21 protein-coding genes are annotated in these 19,839 nt (G+C 72.6%); 14 read left to right on the top strand and 7 right to left on the bottom strand.

Annotated elements, in window-relative coordinates:
- Window positions 1-38 precede the first annotated feature (38 nt).
- From ACIRG6_RS15065 to hypE, 13 genes are all read left to right on the top strand, one after another.
- Window positions 39-1,820 (top strand): nickel-dependent hydrogenase large subunit, encoded by a 1,782-nt coding sequence (locus ACIRG6_RS15065; protein WP_318215248.1) that lies wholly within the window; start codon window positions 39-41, stop codon window positions 1,818-1,820.
- Window positions 1,817-2,386, top strand: coding sequence for a hypothetical protein (locus ACIRG6_RS15060; RefSeq protein WP_364677023.1), 570 nt, complete (start codon window positions 1,817-1,819; stop codon window positions 2,384-2,386). Before ACIRG6_RS15065 ends, ACIRG6_RS15060 begins: the two co-directional genes overlap by 4 nt.
- Complete coding sequence (locus ACIRG6_RS15055; RefSeq protein WP_403322871.1) at window positions 2,383-3,048, top strand: DUF5947 family protein; 666 nt, start codon at window positions 2,383-2,385, stop codon at window positions 3,046-3,048. The genes ACIRG6_RS15060 and ACIRG6_RS15055 overlap by 4 nt, the downstream gene beginning before the upstream one ends.
- Complete coding sequence (locus ACIRG6_RS15050) at window positions 3,045-3,683, top strand: DUF6084 family protein (protein ID WP_318215251.1); 639 nt, start codon at window positions 3,045-3,047, stop codon at window positions 3,681-3,683. The genes ACIRG6_RS15055 and ACIRG6_RS15050 overlap by 4 nt, the downstream gene beginning before the upstream one ends.
- The gene (locus ACIRG6_RS15045; RefSeq protein ID WP_403322869.1) at window positions 3,680-5,113 is read left to right on the top strand and encodes a hypothetical protein; all 1,434 of its coding nucleotides are present in this window, start codon (window positions 3,680-3,682) and stop codon (window positions 5,111-5,113) included. Before ACIRG6_RS15050 ends, ACIRG6_RS15045 begins: the two co-directional genes overlap by 4 nt.
- Complete coding sequence (locus ACIRG6_RS15040; protein WP_364677027.1) at window positions 5,110-5,625, top strand: hydrogenase maturation protease; 516 nt, start codon at window positions 5,110-5,112, stop codon at window positions 5,623-5,625. The genes ACIRG6_RS15045 and ACIRG6_RS15040 overlap by 4 nt, the downstream gene beginning before the upstream one ends.
- 51 nt (window positions 5,626-5,676) lie before the next feature.
- Window positions 5,677-5,793 carry a DUF6893 family small protein gene (locus tag ACIRG6_RS15035; protein WP_403322865.1) on the top strand — a complete coding sequence of 39 codons (117 nt, stop codon included), beginning with the start codon at window positions 5,677-5,679 and terminating at the stop codon, window positions 5,791-5,793.
- A 130-nt stretch (window positions 5,794-5,923) separates the two neighbouring features.
- Complete coding sequence (locus tag ACIRG6_RS15030; protein ID WP_403322863.1) at window positions 5,924-6,319, top strand: hydrogenase maturation nickel metallochaperone HypA/HybF; 396 nt, start codon at window positions 5,924-5,926, stop codon at window positions 6,317-6,319.
- A gap of 2 nt (window positions 6,320-6,321) precedes the next feature.
- The gene (gene hypB / locus ACIRG6_RS15025) at window positions 6,322-7,017 is read left to right on the top strand and encodes a hydrogenase nickel incorporation protein HypB (RefSeq protein WP_364677030.1); all 696 of its coding nucleotides are present in this window, start codon (window positions 6,322-6,324) and stop codon (window positions 7,015-7,017) included.
- The gene (gene hypF, locus ACIRG6_RS15020; protein WP_403322860.1) at window positions 7,014-9,410 is read left to right on the top strand and encodes a carbamoyltransferase HypF; all 2,397 of its coding nucleotides are present in this window, start codon (window positions 7,014-7,016) and stop codon (window positions 9,408-9,410) included. Before hypB ends, hypF begins: the two co-directional genes overlap by 4 nt.
- A 40-nt stretch (window positions 9,411-9,450) precedes the next feature.
- Complete coding sequence (locus tag ACIRG6_RS15015) at window positions 9,451-9,756, top strand: HypC/HybG/HupF family hydrogenase formation chaperone (protein ID WP_239764443.1); 306 nt, start codon at window positions 9,451-9,453, stop codon at window positions 9,754-9,756.
- On the top strand, window positions 9,753-10,922 hold the full coding sequence (hypD, locus tag ACIRG6_RS15010) for a hydrogenase formation protein HypD (protein WP_364677033.1): 1,170 nt from the start codon (window positions 9,753-9,755) through the stop codon (window positions 10,920-10,922). The genes ACIRG6_RS15015 and hypD overlap by 4 nt, the downstream gene beginning before the upstream one ends.
- Window positions 10,915-11,982, top strand: a complete 1,068-nt coding sequence (gene hypE, locus ACIRG6_RS15005) for a hydrogenase expression/formation protein HypE (protein ID WP_318215258.1) — start codon at window positions 10,915-10,917, stop codon at window positions 11,980-11,982. Before hypD ends, hypE begins: the two co-directional genes overlap by 8 nt.
- 35 nt (window positions 11,983-12,017) lie before the next feature.
- Here hypE and ACIRG6_RS15000 read toward each other — a convergent pair whose 3' ends face one another.
- Complete coding sequence (locus ACIRG6_RS15000; RefSeq protein ID WP_318215259.1) at window positions 12,018-12,248, bottom strand: hypothetical protein; 231 nt, start codon at window positions 12,246-12,248, stop codon at window positions 12,018-12,020.
- Window positions 12,232-12,483: a DUF6400 family protein gene (locus ACIRG6_RS14995; protein WP_318215260.1), complete on the bottom strand. Its 252-nt coding sequence runs from the start codon at window positions 12,481-12,483 to the stop codon at window positions 12,232-12,234. The genes ACIRG6_RS15000 and ACIRG6_RS14995 overlap by 17 nt, the downstream gene beginning before the upstream one ends.
- Before the next feature lie 130 nt (window positions 12,484-12,613).
- On the opposite strand from ACIRG6_RS14995, the gene ACIRG6_RS14990 reads away from it, so the two are divergent.
- Complete coding sequence (locus tag ACIRG6_RS14990) at window positions 12,614-13,057, top strand: MarR family winged helix-turn-helix transcriptional regulator (RefSeq protein WP_364677036.1); 444 nt, start codon at window positions 12,614-12,616, stop codon at window positions 13,055-13,057.
- A 132-nt stretch (window positions 13,058-13,189) separates the two neighbouring features.
- On the opposite strand, the gene fdhD is transcribed toward ACIRG6_RS14990, so the two are convergent.
- The 5 genes from fdhD to ACIRG6_RS14965 are packed head-to-tail and all read right to left on the bottom strand — an operon-like array spanning window position 13,190 to window position 19,766.
- Entirely contained in the window at window positions 13,190-14,038 is an 849-nt protein-coding gene (gene fdhD, locus ACIRG6_RS14985; protein ID WP_351140285.1) for a formate dehydrogenase accessory sulfurtransferase FdhD, read from the bottom strand.
- Between the two features lie 20 nt (window positions 14,039-14,058).
- Entirely contained in the window at window positions 14,059-14,919 is an 861-nt protein-coding gene (locus ACIRG6_RS14980) for a 2Fe-2S iron-sulfur cluster-binding protein (protein ID WP_403322856.1), read from the bottom strand.
- Window positions 14,916-16,874: an NAD(P)H-dependent oxidoreductase subunit E gene (locus ACIRG6_RS14975; RefSeq protein WP_364677042.1), complete on the bottom strand. Its 1,959-nt coding sequence runs from the start codon at window positions 16,872-16,874 to the stop codon at window positions 14,916-14,918. The genes ACIRG6_RS14980 and ACIRG6_RS14975 overlap by 4 nt, the downstream gene beginning before the upstream one ends.
- Window positions 16,855-18,798 carry a molybdopterin oxidoreductase family protein gene (locus ACIRG6_RS14970; RefSeq protein ID WP_403322854.1) on the bottom strand — a complete coding sequence of 648 codons (1,944 nt, stop codon included), beginning with the start codon at window positions 18,796-18,798 and terminating at the stop codon, window positions 16,855-16,857. Before ACIRG6_RS14970 ends, ACIRG6_RS14975 begins: the two co-directional genes overlap by 20 nt.
- Complete coding sequence (locus ACIRG6_RS14965) at window positions 18,795-19,766, bottom strand: 2-dehydropantoate 2-reductase (protein ID WP_350715003.1); 972 nt, start codon at window positions 19,764-19,766, stop codon at window positions 18,795-18,797. The genes ACIRG6_RS14970 and ACIRG6_RS14965 overlap by 4 nt, the downstream gene beginning before the upstream one ends.
- Window positions 19,767-19,839 lie beyond the last annotated feature (73 nt).

Raw genomic sequence — 19,839 nt, 5'->3', positions numbered from 1 at the left:
TCACCGACCCGACCCGACCGAAGGGCATCTCAGACACAATGGCGACCTCGACGACGACCGGTGACGGCACCGGCCTGGTGGAGATGGCGTGGGACCCGATCACCCGGATCGTGGGCAGCCTCGGCATCCACACGAAGATCGATTTCAAACAGAAGAAGGTCGCCGAGTGCTACAGCACCTCGTCCGTCTTCCGCGGTTACAGCGTCTTCATGCGCGGCAAGGACCCGCGTGACGCGCACTTCATCACCAGCCGCATCTGCGGCATCTGCGGCGACAACCACGCCACCTGCTCGGTGTACACGCAGAACATGGCGTACGGCGTGAAGCCGCCGCACCTGGGCGAGTGGATCATCAACCTCGGCGAGTCCGCCGAGTACATGTTCGACCACAACATCTTCCAGGAGAACCTGGTCGGGGTCGACTACTGCGAGAAGATGGTCCGCGAGACCAACCCCGGCGTGCTCGAACTCGCCGAACGCACCGAGGCGCCGCACGCCGCGGAGCACGGCTACCGCACCATCGCCGACATCATGCGCTCGCTCAATCCGCTGGAGGGCGAGTTCTACCGCGAGGCGCTCCAGGTCAGCCGCTACACCCGGGAGATGTTCTGCCTGATGGAGGGCCGCCATGTGCACCCCTCCACGCTCTACCCGGGTGGCGTCGGCACCATCGGCTCGGTCCAGCTCTTCACCGACTACATGTCCCGGCTCATGCGCTACGTCGAGTTCATGAAACGGGTCGTGCCGCTCCACGACGACCTCTTCGACTTCTTCTACGAGGCACTGCCCGGCTACGAGGAGGTCGGCCGCCGACGGGTGCTGCTCGGCTGCTGGGGCGCGCTCAACGACCCCGAGTACTGCGACTTCACGTACGCCAACATGTCGGACTGGGGACGGCGCATGTTCGTCACCCCGGGCGTGATCGTGGACGGCAAGCTCGTCACCAACGACCTCACCGAGATCAACCTCGGCATCCGCATCCTGCTCGGCAGCTCGTACTACGAGGACTGGGAGGGCCAGGAGCAGTTCGTCACGCACGACCCGCTCGGCAACCCGGTCGACCCGCGCCACCCGTGGAACCAGCACACCATCCCGGCACCGCAGAAGCGGAACTTCGACGACAAGTACAGCTGGGTCATGTCTCCGCGCTGGTTCGACGGCAAGGACCACCTGGCGCTGGACACCGGCGGCGGCCCCATCGCCCGGCTGTGGTCCACCGCCCTGTCCGGGCTCGTCGACATCGGCTACGTCAAGGCCACCGGGCACAGCGTCGTCATCAACCTGCCCCGCACACTCACCAAGCCGGAGACCACCTTCGAGTGGAAGATCCCTAAGTGGAGCAACGCCCTGGAGCGCAACCGCGCCCGGACCTACTTCCAGGCCTATGCGGCCGCCGTCGCCCTGCACTGCGCCGAAATGGGTCTCGCCGAGGTCCGTGCCGGACGCACTCAGACCTGGGAGAAGTTCGAGGTGCCCGAGGAGTCCATCGGCGTCGGCTTCACCGAGGCGGTGCGCGGCGTGCTCTCCCACCACATGGTCATCCGGGACGGCAAGATCGCCAACTACCACCCGTACCCACCGACCCCGTGGAACGCGTCCACCCGCGACACCTACGGCACCCCCGGCCCGTACGAGGACGCGGTGCAGAACACCCCGATCTTCGAGGAGAACACCCCGGAGAACTTCAAGGGCATCGACATCATGCGCGCCGTACGCAGCTTCGACCCCTGCCTGCCCTGCGGTGTCCACATGTACGTCGGCGACGGCAGGACGGTGAAGTCCATGCACGTGCCCACCGGACTGAGCGGCCTGGCCGGATGAGCGGCGGGCCCGACGCGGAGACGGCGGGACGGCGGGTCGAGGAGATCCTGGACCGGCTCGCCGCCTCCGGCGACCGCACGGCGTGCGAGGCCGCCGACGAACTGGTCCGTGTCCTCATGGAGTTCTACGGGGCCGGGCTGGCCCGTGCCGTGGACCTGTTCGGCCGCGACCGCGGAGCGCCGGCGGGGGACGCCCTGGACGCCCTCCTCGGGGACGAACTCGTGGCGAGCCTGCTGGTCCTCCACGGGCTGCACCCCGACGACGCGCCCACCCGCATCGCCCGGGCCCTCAAGGGCCTGCCGCAGCCCCTGGAGAGCGCCGGCTTCGACCCGGCGACGGGCGAGCTGCGGCTGCGCCGGGCCGGAACCGCGGGCTGCGGTTGCGGCGGCAGCCCGGAGGCCGCCGAACGGACGGCACGGGACGCGCTCGCCTGTTTCGCCCCGGAGGTCACGGCCGTGGTCCTGGAGGAGGCGGCGGTACGGGAACCCGTCCTGCTCCAGATCGGGTCGGGCCCCGCGGACACGGCCGGCACGAGCGGTGGCCCGTCGGCCACCACGGCGCCGTGAACACGCATCCGCCCGGACCGGAACTGGTCGGACACCGCCCCGCGCCCCGGGGCCTGGCACGCTTCACCGCGCCCCGGGGCCCCCGCGACGAGCGCTGCGACCTGTGCTCGGGACCGCTGGCCGACGAACGGCACCGGCATCTCGTGGACACCGAGAAGCGGGCGCTGGCCTGCTCCTGCGAACCCTGCGCCCAGTTGCTGGACCGCTCGGGCGGGCCGACGGGCCGCTTCCGCACCGTTCCCGGACGGTATCTGAGCGACCCCGCACACCGCCTCGACGAGCAGGCCTGGGAACGGCTGCGCATCCCCGTCGGCGTCGCGTTCTTCTTCCACAACTCCACGCTCGACCGGCTGGTCGCGCTCTACCCGAGCCCGGCCGGCGCGACCGAGAGCGAACTGGAACCGGAGGCATGGCAGTCGGTCCTGGCGGCCTCCTCGCTGGCCGGACTCCTCCGATCCGATGTGGAGGCGCTCCTGCTGCGCCGCCACGAAGGCCGCGTCGAGTGCCACCTGGTGCCGATCGACATCTGCTACGAACTGGTGGGCCGCATGCGACTGCGCTGGCAGGGCTTCGACGGGGGCGCTCAGGCGCGCGCCGACCTCGACGCCTTCTTCGCGCACGTCCGGGACCGGTCCCGCGACACCCGGGGGAGCCGGCCGTGACCGAATTCGCCTTCACCTGCACCGGGGTGCGCGCCGACCCGTACGCGGCCGGCCCCACCCTCGTCTTCCGGCTGCGTGTCACCGCCACCCCCGGCACCCGGGTGCACGCGCTCGCGCTGCGCTGCCAGATCCGCATCGAACCCGCCCGCCGAGGTTACGGCGACGGCGAGGCCCGGGCCCTGACCGACCTGTTCGGCGAGCGCTCCCGCTGGGGCAGCAGCCTCAACCCCGTGCAGTTCGCGCAGGTCCCGGTGATGGTCCAGGGCTTCACCGACGAGGTGGAGACCGACGTGGTGGTGCCCTGCACCTACGACATGGACATCGCGTCCTCCCGGTACTTCCACGCGCTGCAGGAGGGGGAGGTGCCGCTGCTCATGCTGTTCTCCGGCACCGCCTTCACCGGCGCGGGCGGCTTCCACGTCGAACCGGTTCCCTGGGACAGGGAGGCCACGTTCCGGATGCCGGTGAAGACCTGGCGGGAGATGGTCGAGCAGCACTTCCCGGGCTCGGGCTGGTTGCGCCTGCCCAACGACACCATGGACGCGCTGCTCGCGCACCGGTCCCGTCAGGCGCTGCCCTCGTGGCAGGCGACCGTCGAGGAGCTGCTGCGAGCGGCCGGGGAGAGAACACCGTGACGACACAGACGAAGCAGACGACGCCGACCGGGACGACGGCCTTCACCCCGGCGACCGAGGCCCGGCTGGCCGTCGCCCGCCACGTGGCCGACGCGGTGCTGTTCGAGGGGTACGTGCTCTACCCGTACCGGGCCTCGGCCGCCAAGAACAGGCTGCGCTGGCAGTTCGGGGTGCTCGTGCCCCCGTCCTGGACCGCGGTCGCCGAGGAGCACGACGTCCAGCGCACCGAGCTCCTGATGGAACCACGGCGGGGCGCGACCCTCGCCGTCGAACTGCGTTTCCTGCACTCCTGCCGGCGCACGGTCCAGCGGGCGCTGCCGGACGGCGGCTTCGAGACCGTGCCCGAACTGCGCCTGGGCGACAGGGTGCTGGTCCCCTGGGACGAGGGTCACGAGGAGCAGGTCCGGCTCACCGTCGCCGTCGACGAGCTGGCCGGCGCGGGCACGACCGTGCCCTTCACCCGGCCGGCGGCCGAGGAGACCGAGCCGGTCACGGACGACGCCGGCCGGGTCGTCGGCCGGCTCGTGCGCCGCCGCGAGGCGATCAGAGGTCTGCTGCGACTGTCGGCGAGCGACCTGGACGGCCCGTACACCGCGCAACGGCTGAGTGCGGTCGTGGAGAACACCAGCGAGTGGGCGCCCGCCGCCGGTGACGGCCGCGACGCCGCCCTGTCCCGCTCCCTGGTCGCGGCACACACACTGCTGTGTCTGGACGCCGGACGGTTCCTGTCGGTCACCGACCCGCCGGAGTGGGCGGAGGGCGCGGTGGCCGGATGCCGCAACGTGCACACCTGGCCCGTGCTGGCCGGTGAACCGGGCGCCGGGGACCTGGTGCTCTCCTCGCCCATCATCCTGGAGGACCATCCGTCCATCGCCCCCGAGAGCCCCGGGGCGCTGTACGACGCCACGGAGATCGACGAGATCCTCGCGCTGCGCACGGCGGCCCTCACCGACGAGGAGAAGCGCGAGGCGCGGGGCACGGACGACCGGGCCGCCGCGGTGATCGACCTCGCCGACTCCATGCCGGCGGAGGTGCTGGAACGCCTGCACGGCGCGGTACGCAGTCTGCGCGGCGTCACTGAGCCCGGGGCATCGGGCGGCGTTCAGCGGCCGGACACCCCGTGGTGGGACCCGGGCGCGGACGCCTCCGTGGACCCCGCCCACGACCACGTCCTGATCGGCGGACGGCCGGTGCGGGCGGGCAGCCGCGTCGTGCTCAGGCCCCGGCTGCGGCACACCGACGCCCAGGACCTGTTCCTCGACGGCCGACGCGCCCTGGTCGAGGCGGTGCTGCACGATGTGGACGGCGGCGTGCACATCGCGGTCACCGTCGAGGACGACCCGGGCGCCGACATCCGCCGTGAGCAGGGCCGTTACCTCTATTTCCAGCCCGACGAGGTCGACGTCGCCGACGCCGAGGAGGCCCCGTGACCGCCGCAGCGGCACCCTTTCCCCCGCGCACCCTGGTCGCCGGGGTGGGCAACGTCTTCCTCGGCGACGACGGCTTCGGCGTCGAGGCCGCCCGGATCCTGGCCGGGCAGGACCTGCCCGAGGGCGTCGAGGTCGCCGACATCGGCATCCGCGGCGTCCACCTGGCCTACCGGCTCCTCGACGGGTACGACACGCTGATCCTGCTGGACGCGACGGCGCGGGGCGGACCGCCGGGAACGCTCTACCTGATCGAGGCGCCGGGACCAGGCACCGGGCCGGGACCTGCCGGTGCCGCTCTGGACGGGCACCGGATGACGCCGGACGCCGTGCTGGCGCTGCTGGGGACCCTGTGCGCGGGGACCGGCGCGCGGCCCCCGCGGCGCATCCTGGTGGTGGGCTGCGAACCCGGCACCGTCGAGGAGTGCATCGGCCTCAGCCCGCCCGTGGCCGCCGCGGTGCCCGACGCGGTGCGCATGGTGGGGGAGCTGGTCCGTGACGCGGCCGTCGTCTGACGGCGCAGCAGGAGCCCGTACAGCCTCGAATTCACCCTCAACGGAGACCCCATGAACAAGCAGCTCATCGGCGGTGCCGCCGCCGTCGTGACCACCACGGCCCTGACGGCGTTCGTCGCCGCCTTCTGGCCCGACATCCGGCGGTACCTGCGCATCCGCAGGATGTGACGCCCCGGCGCCGTCAGGCATGCACCGAACGGGCTATGCGCCCCGCCTGGCCCGGCGTGCCGGGCGCTCCGGCGCCCCGGGGCCTCCTCTAATGAGCCGCGAGACACATTCTGGCCAGGACGGAGTGGCGATGCACGAGATGTCCGTCGCTCTGGCGGTCGTGGACCAGGTCGAGCGGGCGGCGACGTCCCGGGGCGCGCACGGCGTGCGTCACGTGCGCATCGACATCGGCGAACTGGCCGGAGTGGTCCCCGACGCGCTCGGGTTCTGCTTCGGACTCGCCTGTGCCGGCACGGTCCTGGAGGGCTGCGAGCTCCTGACCCGGACGATTCCCGGCCGGGCGTCCTGCGAGCCGTGCGGACGGACCTGGGAGACGGGGATGCCCCCCGACCTGGTGTGCGCCGACTGCCGCGGAGCCGCCACCGAGCTGCTGGCAGGACGCGAACTGACCATCACCGAAGTTGCCTGGCGCAGGGACTCCCCGGAGCCCGGCAGCGCTGTCGCCACCCACCACGAGGAGAACTGACGATGTGCCGCACAGTCGACCTCCGGCAGGCCGTACTGGCCAAGAACACGATGGCGGCGGGCGTCCTGCGCGCCGAACTGACCGCCCGCGGCACGACGTTGATCAACCTCCTGTCCAGTCCGGGCAGCGGCAAGACGGCCCTGTTGGAACGCGAGCTGCGGCTGGCCCGGGAGAGGGACATCGCCGCCGCGGCCCTCACGGCGGACCTGGCCACCGAGAACGACGCCACCCGCCTGGCCCGCTCGGGAGTGCCCGTCAAGCAGGTGCTGACGGACGGGCTGTGCCACCTGGAGGCGGACATGCTCGCCGGGCACCTGCACGACTGGCTGCCCGAAGACACCCGCCTGCTCTTCGTGGAGAACGTGGGCAACCTCGTCTGCCCGGCCTCCTACGACCTGGGCGAGTCGCTGCGGGTCGTCCTCGCCTCCGTCACCGAGGGCGAGGACAAGCCGCTCAAGTACCCCACCGCGTTCGGCCTGGCCCAGCTCGTGATCGTGACCAAGTCCGACCTGGCCGCACCGGCCGAGTTCGACGAGGCGGCCTTCCGTGCCCACGTGCAGCGGGTCAACCCGGGCGTGGAGACCGTCCTCACCTCCGTCCGTACCGGGGAGGGCGCCGGTGTCCTCGTCGACCGGGCGCTCGCGGCGGCCGGGGGACACGCCGTGCACGCGCCGGTGATGGCCAGGGCGCACGCATGAGCACCGCTCCGGACGCCGGCGCGCCACCACGGTCCGCTCGTCGCGCCCGTGTCGTCGTCCGGGGCGTGGTGCAGGGCGTGGGCTTCCGCCCGTTCGTGTACGGACTCGCCACCGAGCTGGGTCTCGCCGGACACGTGACCAACACCGGCGACGGCGTCGTGGCGGAGGTCGAGGGACCGGCGAGGGCCGTCGACCTGTTCTGCGCCCGCCTGGCGCCCGGCGCCCCGCCTCTCGCGATCGTGGAATCGGTGGAGACGTCCGAGGTCCCGGCCACCGGCGGCAGCGGCTTCCGTATCGCCCCCTCCCGGGCCGGCGACCAGGTCCGCACGCTCGTGGCACCCGACACCGCGACCTGCCACGACTGCCTGGCCGAGCTCGCGGACCCCGCGGACCGGCGGCACCGCCACCCCTTCATCACCTGCACGCACTGCGGCCCCCGCTTCACCATCGTCACCGGCCTGCCCTACGACCGCGCCCACACCACGATGGCGGGCTTCCCCCTGTGCCCGGACTGTGCCCGTGAGTACCACGACCCGGCCGACCGGCGCTTCCACGCCCAGCCCGTCGCCTGCCCCGCGTGCGGACCCCGCCTGCGTCTCGTCACGGCGTCCGGGCCCGGCGCCACCGGCCCGGGCGGCACGGACCCCGTGGCCGCCGCCCGCTCGCTGCTCGCCGCGGGCGCCGTCCTCGCCGTCAAGGGCCTCGGCGGATACCACCTGGCCTGCGACGCCACGCGTGCCGAGCCGGTCGCCGAGCTGCGCCGCCGCAAGGCCCGCGGCGACAAGCCCTTCGCGGTGATGGCCCGGGACGTCAGGGACATCGAACATCTCGTCCACGTCGGGCCTCTCGAACGGGAGCTGCTCACCGGACGGGTGCGGCCCGTCGTTCTGATGCGCCGGCGCACCGACGCCGGGCCCGCCCCCGGCTTCCCCGTGCCCGCACGCGCCGTCGCGCCGGGCAGTCCCGACCTCGGCGTCATGCTGCCGTACACGCCCGTCCACCATCTGCTGTTCGGGACGGACGGTCCGGACCGCGAGGCGGACGCTCCCCGGCTGCTGGTCATGACGAGCGGAAACCGCTCCGGTGAACCCATCGTCACGGACGACGAGGAAGCCCTGGAGCGCTTGGCCGGCCTGGCCGACGCCTGGCTCACGCACGACCGCCCGATCCACGTGCCGTGCGACGACTCCGTGGTCCGCGTCTGCGACGGCGAGCCGCTGATGCTGCGCCGTTCCCGCGGCCACGCCCCGCTGCCGGTCACCCTGCCCGTGCCGGTGTCCCCGTCACTGGCGGTCGGCGGCGACCTGAAGAACGTCTTCGCCCTCGCGCAGGGCGACCGGGCCTGGCTGTCCGCCCACATCGGGGACATGGACGACCTCGCCACCCAACGGACCTTCGGCCGCGCCGAACGCCGGCTGGAAACCGTCACCGGCGTGCACCCCTCGCTGCTGGTGACCGACACCCACCCGGGCTACCGGTCGGCCGCCTGGGCGCGGCGGCACGCCGGGGGCCGCACCGTGCTGCGAGTGCAGCACCACCACGCGCACATCGCCTCGGTCATGGCCGAACGAGGCATGCCGGAGGGCACCAGGGTGATCGGGGTCGCCTTCGACGGCACCGGGCACGGGGACGACGGTGCGGTCTGGGGCGGTGAGTTCCTGCTCGCGGACTACGACGGATACCACCGGTTCGCGCACCTGGCTTACGTGCCGCTGCCCGGGGGCGACGCGGCGGTGCGGCGGCCGTACCGCATGGCGCTGGCGCACCTGCACGCGGCAGGTCTCGGCCACGACCCCGGCCTGCCCTGTACCGCCGCCTGCCCGCCGGCCGAACTCACCGTGCTGGAACGGCAGCTGGAGAGCGGTCTGAACTGCGTCCCCACGTCCAGCATGGGCCGGCTCTTCGACGCCGTCTCCTCCTTGGCGGGTGTCTGCCACCACGCGGGATACGAGGCGCAGGCGGCGATCGAGCTGGAGGCGGCAGCGGTGTCCGCGGGTGACGGTGTGGACGACGACCCGCGCTACGCCTTCGGCCTGACGGATCATCGGCCCCATGGCGCTCCCCTGATCGCCGACGCCGCGCCCCTGCTGGCCGCCGTCGCGTCGGACGTCCGCGAGGGGACCGCCGCGGCCCTGATCGCGGTCCGGTTCCATCACGCCGTCGCCCGGTTGGTGCGATCGGTGTGCGGCGCGGCCCGCGAGGCGACCGGCTTGCGGACGGTGGCCCTGAGCGGCGGCGTGTTCGCCAACACGCTGCTGTCGGAGGCCTGTGCCCGCGGTCTGCGGGCGGACGGGTTCACCGTGCTGCGCCATCGCGACATCCCGCCCAATGACGGCGGACTGGCCCTCGGCCAGCTCGTCGTGGCCGCCCGTGCGGGAGCCCGGAGCGGATGACCGGAGCGGGCTCCGCCGCTCGACAAGTGAGGAGACACACATGTGCCTGGCGGTACCCGGCAGAGTGCTGGGCGTCGAGGAACGGGACGGCACCCGCATGGCCACCGTCGACTTCGGCGGTGTGGTCAAGGAGGTGTGCCTGGAGTACCTGCCCGATCTGCAGGTCGGCGAGTACGCCATCGTCCACGTCGGCTTCGCCCTCCAGCGGCTCGACGAGGAGTCGGCCCGCAGGACGCTGGAGCTGTTCGAGAACCTCGGCATGCTCCAGGAGGAGTTCGGTGACCCGTGGGAGCAGGCGGCGCGGGCCGACGACGGCGAGGACCTCGCCGGGGAGGTGCGGCGGTGAAGTACATCGACGAGTTCCAGGACCCGGAGCTGGCGGCGCGGCTGCTCGACGACATCAGGGCCACGGTGACCCGGCCGTGGGCGCTCATGGAGGTGTGCGGCGGTCAGACCCACACCATCATCCGACACGGGATCGACCAGCTCCTCCCTGAAGAAGTGGAGTTGATCCACGGTCCCGGCTGCCCGGTGTGTGTGACCCCGTTGGAGGTCATCGACAAGGCACTGGAGATCGCCTCCCGGCCCGGCGTGATCTTCTGCTCGTTCGGCGACATGCTCCGGGTTCCGGGCACGGGCCGCGACCTGTTCCAGGTCCGGGGGGCGGGCGGCGACGTCCGCGTGGTCTACTCCCCACTCGACGCGTTGCGCATCGCCGAGGAGAACCCCGACCGCGAGGTCGTCTTCTTCGGCATCGGCTTCGAGACCACCGCCCCGCCCAACGCGATGACCGTCCACCAGGCCCGCAGACGCGGTATCCGCAACTTCAGTCTGCTCGTCTCCCACGTGCGGGTGCCGCCGGCGATCGAGGCAGTCATGCAGTCGCCGGACTGCCGGGTCCAGGGCTTCCTGGCCGCCGGACACGTGTGCAGCGTCATGGGGACCGAGGAGTACCCGGCGCTCGCCGAGCGATTCAAGGTGCCCATCGTGGTGACGGGGTTCGAGCCACTGGACATCCTGGAGGGCGTACGGCGGACCGTGCGGCAACTGGAACGGGGCGAGCACACGGTCGACAACGCCTATCCGCGTGCCGTCCGGCCCGAGGGCAACCCGGCCGCGCGGGCGATGCTGGACGACGTCTTCGAGGTCACCGACCGCGCCTGGCGCGGCATCGGGACCATCCCGGCCAGTGGCTGGCGCCTGTCCGCCCGCTACCGGGACCACGATGCCGAGTACCGCTTCGACGTCGGCGACATCGCCACGCGCGAGCCCGCCGAATGCCGCAGCGGTGAGGTTTTGCAGGGACTGCTCAAGCCGCACGAGTGCGAGGCCTTCGGAACCTCGTGCACCCCGCGCACACCGCTGGGAGCCACCATGGTCTCCAGCGAGGGCGCGTGCGCCGCGTACTACCTGTACCGCCGGCTGGATCTGCCGGCCCGCCCGGCGGCGGGGCCGACGCGACCGGCCGCCGCCGCGGCCACCGTGAGTCTGGAGGACAGCTCCGTTGTCTGACACCACCGCAGTACCGGACATGTTGTCCTGGACCTGCCCGGCTCCCCTGCGCGACGGTCCGCGCGTGGTGATGGGTCACGGCGGCGGCGGCACCCTGTCCGCCGAGCTCATCGAACAGATCGTCCTGCCCGCGGTCGACGGCCCTGCGCCGGCACCGCTCAACGACTCCGCCGTGGTCGAGCTCGGCGGGGCGCGGCTCGCCTTCTCGACGGACTCCTTCGTGGTCCGGCCGCTGTTCTTCCCCGGCGGCAGCATCGGCGACCTCGCCGTCAACGGCACGGTCAACGACCTCGCGATGAGCGGAGCCCGCGCGGCCTACCTCTCCTGCGGCCTGATCCTGGAGGAGGGCGTCGAGATCGACACCGTGGCCCGGGTGTCCGCAGCGCTGGGGGCCGCCGCCCGTGCCGCGGGAGTGCGGGTGGTCACCGGTGACACCAAAGTGGTGGAGGCCGGTCACGGCGACGGCGTCTACGTCAACACCTCGGGCATCGGCCTGGTGCCGGCCGGTGTCGACCTGCGTCCCGGGCGGGTCGTCCCCGGCGACGTGGTCCTGGTCAACGGCGCCATCGGCGTCCATGGCGTGGCCATCATGAGTGAGCGCGAGAACCTGCGGTTCGAGGCCGACGTCGTGAGCGACTGCGCGGCGCTGGGCGGGCTCGTCGAGGCGATGCTGTCCGTCTGCCCGGACCTGCACGCGCTGCGCGACCCCACCCGCGGCGGTCTGGCCGCCTCGCTCAACGAGATCGCCACGGCTTCGGGGACCGGGATCGTCGTGCGTGAGCGCGACGTACCCGTGCCGCCTCCCGTGGCCGGCGCCTGCGCCATGCTGGGCCTGGACCCGATGTACGTGGCCAACGAGGGCAAGCTCGTCGCCTTCGCCCCCCGGGAGCACGCCGACGCGGTCCTCGCCGCCATGCGTGCCCACCCCCTGGGGGCCGAGGCGGTGATCATCGGTGAGGTCGTCGCCGACCACCCCGGCATGGTCGTCGCCCGCACCGGTCTCGGTGGCACGCGTGTGGTGGACATGCCGCTCGGGGAGCAACTGCCGCGGATCTGCTGACTGCCGCAACGCCCCGTCGGGCGGGGGGCGGCGCGTCAGCCCGCCCGGCCGCGTCTGCCGGGCCGCGTGTCGAGGGTCCAGGTGTGGGTGCAGCCAGGGCACTGGAGGTGGACCCGCGGGCCCTCGTTCGCTATGAGGTAGCGCCAGTGGGCCGCGCAATTCCGCTGTGCGGCGCACGTGACGCAGTCGCGTGCGTCGTCGCAGCCGGGACAGGGGACCCAGGCCCGGCGGGCCCGGTCCGCCTGCGGATCAATGGGCAGCCGCATCGCCCGTGTCCCCTTCCGGCAGCACACCGGCGGCCACGAGCATCGCGTGTGTCCGCCGCTGCTCGGCGTCCAGTCCGGAGTAGAGCAGGGCGTGGGCCTCCTGCTCGGACCGCAGCGCGGCCCCCGGGTCCCAGTCGGGGCCGAGTGCCGCCACCACCTCCGCACGCCGTCGGGTCTCCTCCAGGGAGAGGTCGAGGACGAAGGGGTGAAGGTGCGGGGCGGGACCGGCAGGCATGAGGGAGCTTCCACGAGAGGACGTACTGACCCAGCCACACCTACCAGAGTGCGAGGTCGTGGGGACAGGCGATGTGACGGACGCCATCACGGGCGCCGGGCTCCCGAGCCACGCTGAATAAGCTGGCCCCATGGCCGACGCACCGCTTCCCGAGATCCGTTCCCTGCCGAGCTGGCAGCTGGGCAGGGCCGCCGCCCGTGGCCGGGCCCTGGTGGCCGAGGCGCTGGCCGCGGAGGGTCTGAAGATGTGGCACCACGTGGTGCTCTCGGCCGTCCGCGACCTCGCTCCCGTCGCCCAGGCCGACCTCGGCCGCGGCATCGGGCTCGACCCGAAGGACCTGGTCGGCGTCCTCAACGATCTGCAGGCGGCACGGCTCGTCGTCCGCGCCCCGGACCCGGACGACCGCCGCAAGAACGCGGTGTCCCTCACCGAGGAGGGCGGCCGGGTGCTCGCGCGGTGCGAGAAGGCGGCCCGCGCGGCCAACGACGAGCTGCTCGCGCCGCTCACCGCGCAGGAGCGGACCCGGTTGCTGGACATGGTCCGGCGGGTCGCCGGCATGGACGCCGACGGCTGACCGCCTGTACCCGAGTGGGGGCGGGGCGGCGGCGGCCGGACGAGGTGGTGGGCCGGATGAGGCGGGGCCCCTGCGGCGCAGGGGGCGCTCCCCGCCGTTCGGGGCCCCGCCGCCGTGCCGCGGAGAGGTGGGTCAGCCCTGGGCGGCCGCGGCCCGCAGGGCGACGCGGTCCTCGCCCGCGTACACGTTCATGGAGGTGCCGCGCAGGAAGCCCACCAGCGTCAGCCCGGTCTCGGCGGCCAGGTCCACCGCCAGCGAGGACGGCGCCGACACCGCCGCGAGCACCGGGATGCCCGCCATCACGGCCTTCTGCGCCAGCTCGAAGGAGGCCCGGCCCGACACCAGCAGCACGGACCGGGACAGCGGCAGGTCCCCGTTCTGCAGGGCGCGGCCGACCAGCTTGTCGACCGCGTTGTGCCGGCCCACGTCCTCCCGTACGTCCACCAGCTCACCGTCCTCGGTGAACAGGGCCGCCGCGTGCAGGCCGCCGGTGCGGTCGAAGACCCGCTGGGCGGCGCGCAGCCGGTCGGGCAGACCGGCCAGCAGCTCCGGGGTGACGCGGACCGGGGGAGTGTCGGCGATCGGCCAGCGGGCCGTGGTGCGCACCGCGTCCAGACTGGCCTTGCCGCACAGGCCGCAGGACGAGGTCGTGTAGACGTTGCGCTCCAGCGTGATGTCCGGGACCGGCACGTCCGGGGCCGTCTTCACGTCGACCACGTTGTAGGTGTTGGAGCCGTCGACCGTGGCGCCCGCGCAGTACACGATGTTCTGGAGGTCGTCCCGCTCGGCCAGCACGCCCTCGCTGACCAGGAACCCGGCCGCCAGCGCGAAGTCGTCGCCCGGTGTGCGCATGGTGATCGCGAGGGGTTTGCCGTTCAGCCGGATCTCCAGCGGTTCCTCGGCCACGAGCGTGTCCGGGCGGGTGGAGACCGCCCCGTCCCGTATGCGGATCACCTTGCGTCGTTCCGTGACTCGTCCCATGTCCGTGCCCCTCGTACCGGTCAGTCCCGGTTCTGTACGTGCTGGTAGCCGAAGCGGCCCTTGATGCACAGGTTGCCGTGGGTCACCGGGTTGTCGTGCGGCGAGGTGACCTTGACGATCTCATTGTCCTGCACGTGCAGAGTCAGATTGCAGCCCACACCGCAGTATGCGCACACCGTGGTCGTCTCCGTCTGCCGTGCCTCGTCCCAGGTACCCGCCGCCCGCATGTCGAACTCCGACTTGAAGGAGAGCGCCCCGGTGGGGCACACCTCGATGCAGTTGCCGCAGTAGACGCAGGCCGAGTCGGTCAGCGGCGCGTCGTGCTCGACCGAGATGCGGGCGTCGAAGCCCCGGCCCGAGACGGAGATGGCGAAACTGTTCTGCCACTGGTCGCCGCAGGCGTCCACGCACTTGTAGCAGAGGATGCATTTGGCGTAGTCGCGCACGTACAGCTCGTTGTCCACCCTCGGCTGTTCGTCGACGCGGGCCGCGTCCGGGCCGAAACGGTCCGGCTTCGCCTCGTACTCCTTGATCCAGTCGGCCACCCGGGGGGTGGTGGACAGGTCGACGGAGGACGCGAGCAGTTCGAGGACCAGCCTGCGGCTGTGCCGGACCCGTTCGGTGTCCGTCCTGACCAGCATGCCCGGCACCGCCTCGCGCGAGCAGGCCGGAACGAGGGTCCGGGAGCCCTCCACCTCCACCACACACACCCGGCAGGCGTTCTTCGGGGTGAGCGTGTCGCCCTCGCACAGGGTGGGCACCTCCTTCCCGGCGGCCCGGCAGGCGTCGAGGACGGTGGAGCCCTCCGGCACCCGCGCCTCCTGTCCGTCGACGGTGAACTCCACCAGCCGGCGCGGCACACCCAGCGGTATCGCGGTCACTTGTAGGCCCCCAGACGGTCGATGGCGGATTCGACGGCGTTCCACGCGGTCTGCCCCAGACCGCAGATCGAGGCGTCCCGCATCGCGCGGCCGACGTCCCGCAGCAGGGCGATGTCCCCGGCGGCGCCGGCACCCGTGCGGTCCACGATCCGCCGCAGCGCCTCCTCCTGCCGCACGGTCCCGACCCGGCACGGCACGCACTGGCCGCACGACTCGTCGCGGAAGAACTCGGCGATGCGCAGCAGCAGGCGGGGGAGCGGCACCGTGTCGTCGAAGGCCATGACGACGCCCGAGCCGAGGGTCGTGCCCGCCTCGCGCGTCCCCTCGAAGGTGAGCGGGACATCCAGTTCGTCGGGGCGTACGAAGCCGCCCGCGGCCCCGCCGAGCAGCACCGCCCGCAGACCGTCGCGCACTCCGGCGAGGGTGAGCAGCTCACCCAGGGTCGCGCCGAACGGCAGTTCATAGACGCCGGGGCGGTCCACGCTGCCCGACACGCAGAACAGCTTCGGCCCGGTGGACGCCGCCGTGCCGATCGCCGCGTACGCCGGGGCGCCCAGGGTGAGGATCGGCAGCACGTTGACCAGGGTCTCGACGTTGTTCTCCACCGTGGGCTTGCCGAACAGGCCCTTCTCCACCGGGAACGGCGGCTTGGAGCGCGGTTCGCCCCGGTAGCCCTCGATGGAGTTGAACAGGGCCGTCTCCTCGCCGCAGATGTAGGCGCCCGCGCCGCGCCGGATCTCGATGTCGAAGGAGTAGCCCTGCCCGAGGACGTCGTCGCCGAGCAGTCCGCGGGCACGGGCCTGCGCGATCGCGTGAGTGAGGCGGGACAGGGCGCGGGGGTACTCGCCGCGGAGGTAGAGGTACCCCTTGTGCGCGCCGGTGGCGTACCCGGCGATCGTCATGGCCTCGACGAGCGCGTACGGGTCGCCCTCCATGAGGACGCGGTCCTTGAAGGTGCCCGGCTCGGACTCGTCGGCGTTGCAGACGAGGTAGTGGGGGTGGTCGGGCTGGGCAGCCGCGGCCTGCCACTTGCGGCCGGTGGGGAAGGCGGCGCCGCCGCGGCCGAGCAGGCCCGAGTCGGTGACCTCGCGGATGACGCCGGCCGGGCCGAGGGCGAAGGCGCGGCGCAGGGCGGTGTAGCCGCCGTGGGCGCGGTAGTCGTCGAGGGAGGTGGGGTCGACGGTGCCGATGCGGGTGAGAAGGGTGAGGGTGGGGGTGCCGGTCTGGGGTACCGCCGTTGCGGGGGTGGGTTCGGCGGGGGCCGATTCGGGGTGGCCGGCCGCTCGGACTGCCGCGTCCGGGGTCGCGGGGGCGCAGACCGCCGTCGCGTGGAGGGTGTTTCGTCCCCGCGGCCCCTTCCCTTTCCCGTCCCCGTGGGCTGCCGCCCCCGGACCCCGGCTGTCGGCCTGAACGGCCTCGTCCTCGAACGCCGGACGGGCGGACAAGCCCTCCGGCGCCGAGGGGGCTGGACGGCCCGCGCGTATCACCAACGCCGCCGGGGCCCGCTCGCACAACCCCAGGCAGGGGCTGCGTTCGACCTTCACCCCGCTCTCCGGTCCCAGCCGTGCCTCCACGTCCGCGCACAACTCGGTCGCCCCCGCCGCCGTGCACGCCAGGTCGGTGCAGAGGTGGAGCACCGTCGCCGGGCGGGGGCGGACGGAGAACATCGCGTAGAAGGTGGCGACGCCGTACGCCTCGGCCGGCGGTACCGTCAGGCGCCGGCACAGGTAGTCCAGGGCGCCCTCGCTGATCCAGCCGACGCGGTCGTTGAGCGCGTGCAGCCCCGGCAGCAGCAGGTCGCGCCGGTCGCGGGCCTCGCGTCCGCCGCGGGCCCACCGGAGGTCCGCGTCGGTGCGGTCGGCGCCCTCCCAGGCGGACTCGGGCGGGCCGAGCAGGGCGTCGACGGCCGCCCGTTCCTCGTCGGTGGGCTTGCTGTCACCGAAGTGCAGGTCCACTGGTGCTCACCTTCTCGATCCGGATCGCCGAGGCCTTGAACTCCGCCGTCCCCGCGATCGGGCAGTTGGCCTCGATGGTCAGTTGGTTGGTGTCCACCTCGTCGGGAAAGTGGAAGCTCATGAAGGCGAGCCCGGGACGCAGTGCGGTGTCGACCCAGACCGGCGCGATCAGTGAGCCGCGCCGTGAGGTCACCCGCACCTCCTCGCCTACCGCCACTCCATAGCGCTCCGCGTCCTCCGGGCACAGCTCGACGGCCTCGCCGCGCCGCAGCGGTGACGCGTAACTCTCGGTCTGCACACCGGTGTTGTAGGAGTCGAGCCGCCGGCCCGTGGTCAGCCGGATCGGGTACTCCTCGTCGGTGAGGTCCACGGGCGGGTCGTGCCGGACGATGCCGAAGGGCGCGAGGGGGCCCCGCCGGGCCGGGTCGGGGTCCCACAACCTGCCGTGCAGGTAGGGCGGTTCCAGTTCCTCGGCGCTCGGGCACGGCCACTGGATGCCCTGGTGCTGCGCCAGGCGCGCGTACGTCATCCCGTGGTGGTCCGGGGAGAGGGACCGCAGCTCGTTCCAGACCGCCTCGGCGTCCGGGTACTTCCAGTCGTGGCCGAGCCGCGCCGCCAGGTCGCACAGGATGTCGATGTCCTCGCGGGCCTCGCCGGGCGGGGTGACGGCCCTGCGGACGCGCTGCACGCGCCGCTCGCTGTTGGTGGTGGTGCCCTCCGTCTCCGCCCAGCCGGCGGTCGCCGGGAGGACCACGTCGGCGAGCTCGGCGGTCTTCGTCAGGAAGATGTCCTGGACGACGAGGAAGTCCAGCGCGCCCAGCCGGCGCACCGCCTGCTCGCTGTCCGCCTCCGACTGCGCGGGGTTCTCGCCGATGCAGTAGACGGCCTTCAGCGTGCCGTCCTCCATCGCCTCGAACATCTCCGTCAGGGTCATGCCGTAGTGCGGCTGGATGACCGTGTCCCACGCCGACTCGAACTTGAGCCGTACGTCCGCGTCGAGGATGTCCTGGAAGCCCGGCAGCCGGTTGGGGATCGCGCCCATGTCGCCGCCGCCCTGCACGTTGTTCTGGCCGCGCAGGGGCTGCAGCCCGGAACCGTAACGGCCGACGTGGCCGGTCAGCAGGGACAGATTGATCAGCGCACGGACGTTGTCGGTGCCGTTGTGGTGCTCGGTGATGCCGAGCGTCCAGCACAGCTGGGCGCGCTCGGCGCGGGCGTAGGCATGGGCCAATTCGCGGATGGCGGCGGCCGGTACGCCCGTCACCTTCTCGGCGAGGGACAGCGTCCACGGCTCGACGAGGGCCTGGTACTCCTCGTACCCGGTGGTCGCCCGTGCGACGAACGCCTCGTTGACCAGACCGGCGTGGATGATCTCGCGGCCCACCGCGTGCGCCAGCGGGATGTCGGTGCCGACGTTGGGGCCGAGCCAGCTCTCCGCCCACTCCGCGGTGCTCGTCCGCCGCGGGTCGACCGCGTACATGCGGGCGCCGTTCCTGATGCCCTTCAGCACGTGCTGGAAGAAGATCGGGTGCGCGAAGCGGGCGTTGGAACCCCACATCACGATGACGTCCGTGTGCTCGATCTCCTCGTACGACGACGTCCCGCCGCCGGAGCCGAAGGCGGCCGACAGACCCGCGACGCTCGGCGCGTGGCAGGTGCGGTTGCAGGAGTCGACGTTGTGGGTGCCCATGACGACCCGGGCGAACTTCTGCGCCACGTAGTTCATCTCGTTGGTCGCCCGGGCGCAGGAGAACATCCCGAACGCGCCGCGCGCCGCCGCCAGGCCCCGGGCGGCCCGGTCCAGGGCCTCGTCCCAGGTCGCCCGGCGGAAGGGCTGGTCGCGGGAGTCCCGCACCAGCGGGTGGGTGAGGCGGGTGTAGGTCCTCGGGCCGCGGTCGCGCCCCTTGCGGTCGGCTTTCCTCATGCGGCACTCCTCAGCGCGAGCAGGTCCGACAGGGCGTGCACGGTGCGCAGGGTGGGCACCTCGACGCCGGTGATCTCCGCCAGTTCGACGACGGCCGCGAGCAGGACGTCGAGTTCCAGCGGCTTGCCGCGCTCCAGGTCCTGGAGCGTGGAGGTGCGGTGGTCGCCGACCTTCTCGGCGCCCGCGAGCCGGCGTTCGATGGAGACGCCGACCTCGCAGCCGAGGGCCGCGGCGACCGCGAGCGTCTCGGTCATCATGGTCTCGATGACCTGCCGGGTGCCGCCGTGCAGGCACATCTGCCGCATGGTGGCGCGGGCCAGCGCGCTGATCGGGTTGAAGGAGATGTTGCCCAGCAGCTTCAGCCAGATGTCGGCCCGCAGGTCCGGCTCGACCGGGCACTTCAGGCCGCCCGACCGCATCGCCTCGCTGAGCGCCAGGCAGCGCTCCGAGACACCGCGGCCGGGCTCCCCGATCGAGAAGCGGGTGCCTTCCACGTGCCGGACGACGCCCGGCTGTTCGAGTTCGGTGGCCGCGTAGACGACGCAGCCGACGGCCCGTTCGGGTGCGAGCACCGCACTGACCGCGCCGCCCGGGTCCACGCTCTCGAGGCGGCGCCCGTCGTACGGGCCGCCGTGCCGGTGGAAGTACCACCAGGGAATGCCGTTCTGCGCGGCCACGACGGCCGTGGTGTCGTGCAGCAGCGGCTCGATCAGCGGCCCGCACGCCGCGTACGAGTTGGCCTTCAGACCCAGGAAGACATAGTCGACCGGGCCCACTTCGGCCGGGTCGTCGGTGGCACGCGGATGCGCGGTGAAGTCGCCGCGCGGGCTGCGCACCCGTACTCCGTACTGCCTCATGGCCGCCAGATGCGGTCCACGGGCGATGAGGTGGACGTCGGCGCCCGCACGGTGGAGCGCGGCGCCGACGTAGGCACCGATCGCCCCGGCGCCGAGGACTGCGACTTTCATGACGGGGGAGCTCCGTTCGGTCGAGGGATACCGAGGAACTGCGGGCCGGAAGGTGCCGGGTGGCCCTGTGTCG

The sequence above is a fragment of the Streptomyces flaveolus genome (genome assembly GCF_044765825.1).
GTDB lineage: Bacteria > Actinomycetota > Actinomycetes > Streptomycetales > Streptomycetaceae > Streptomyces > Streptomyces flaveolus.
This window is presented reverse-complemented; position numbering and strand designations above follow the sequence as displayed.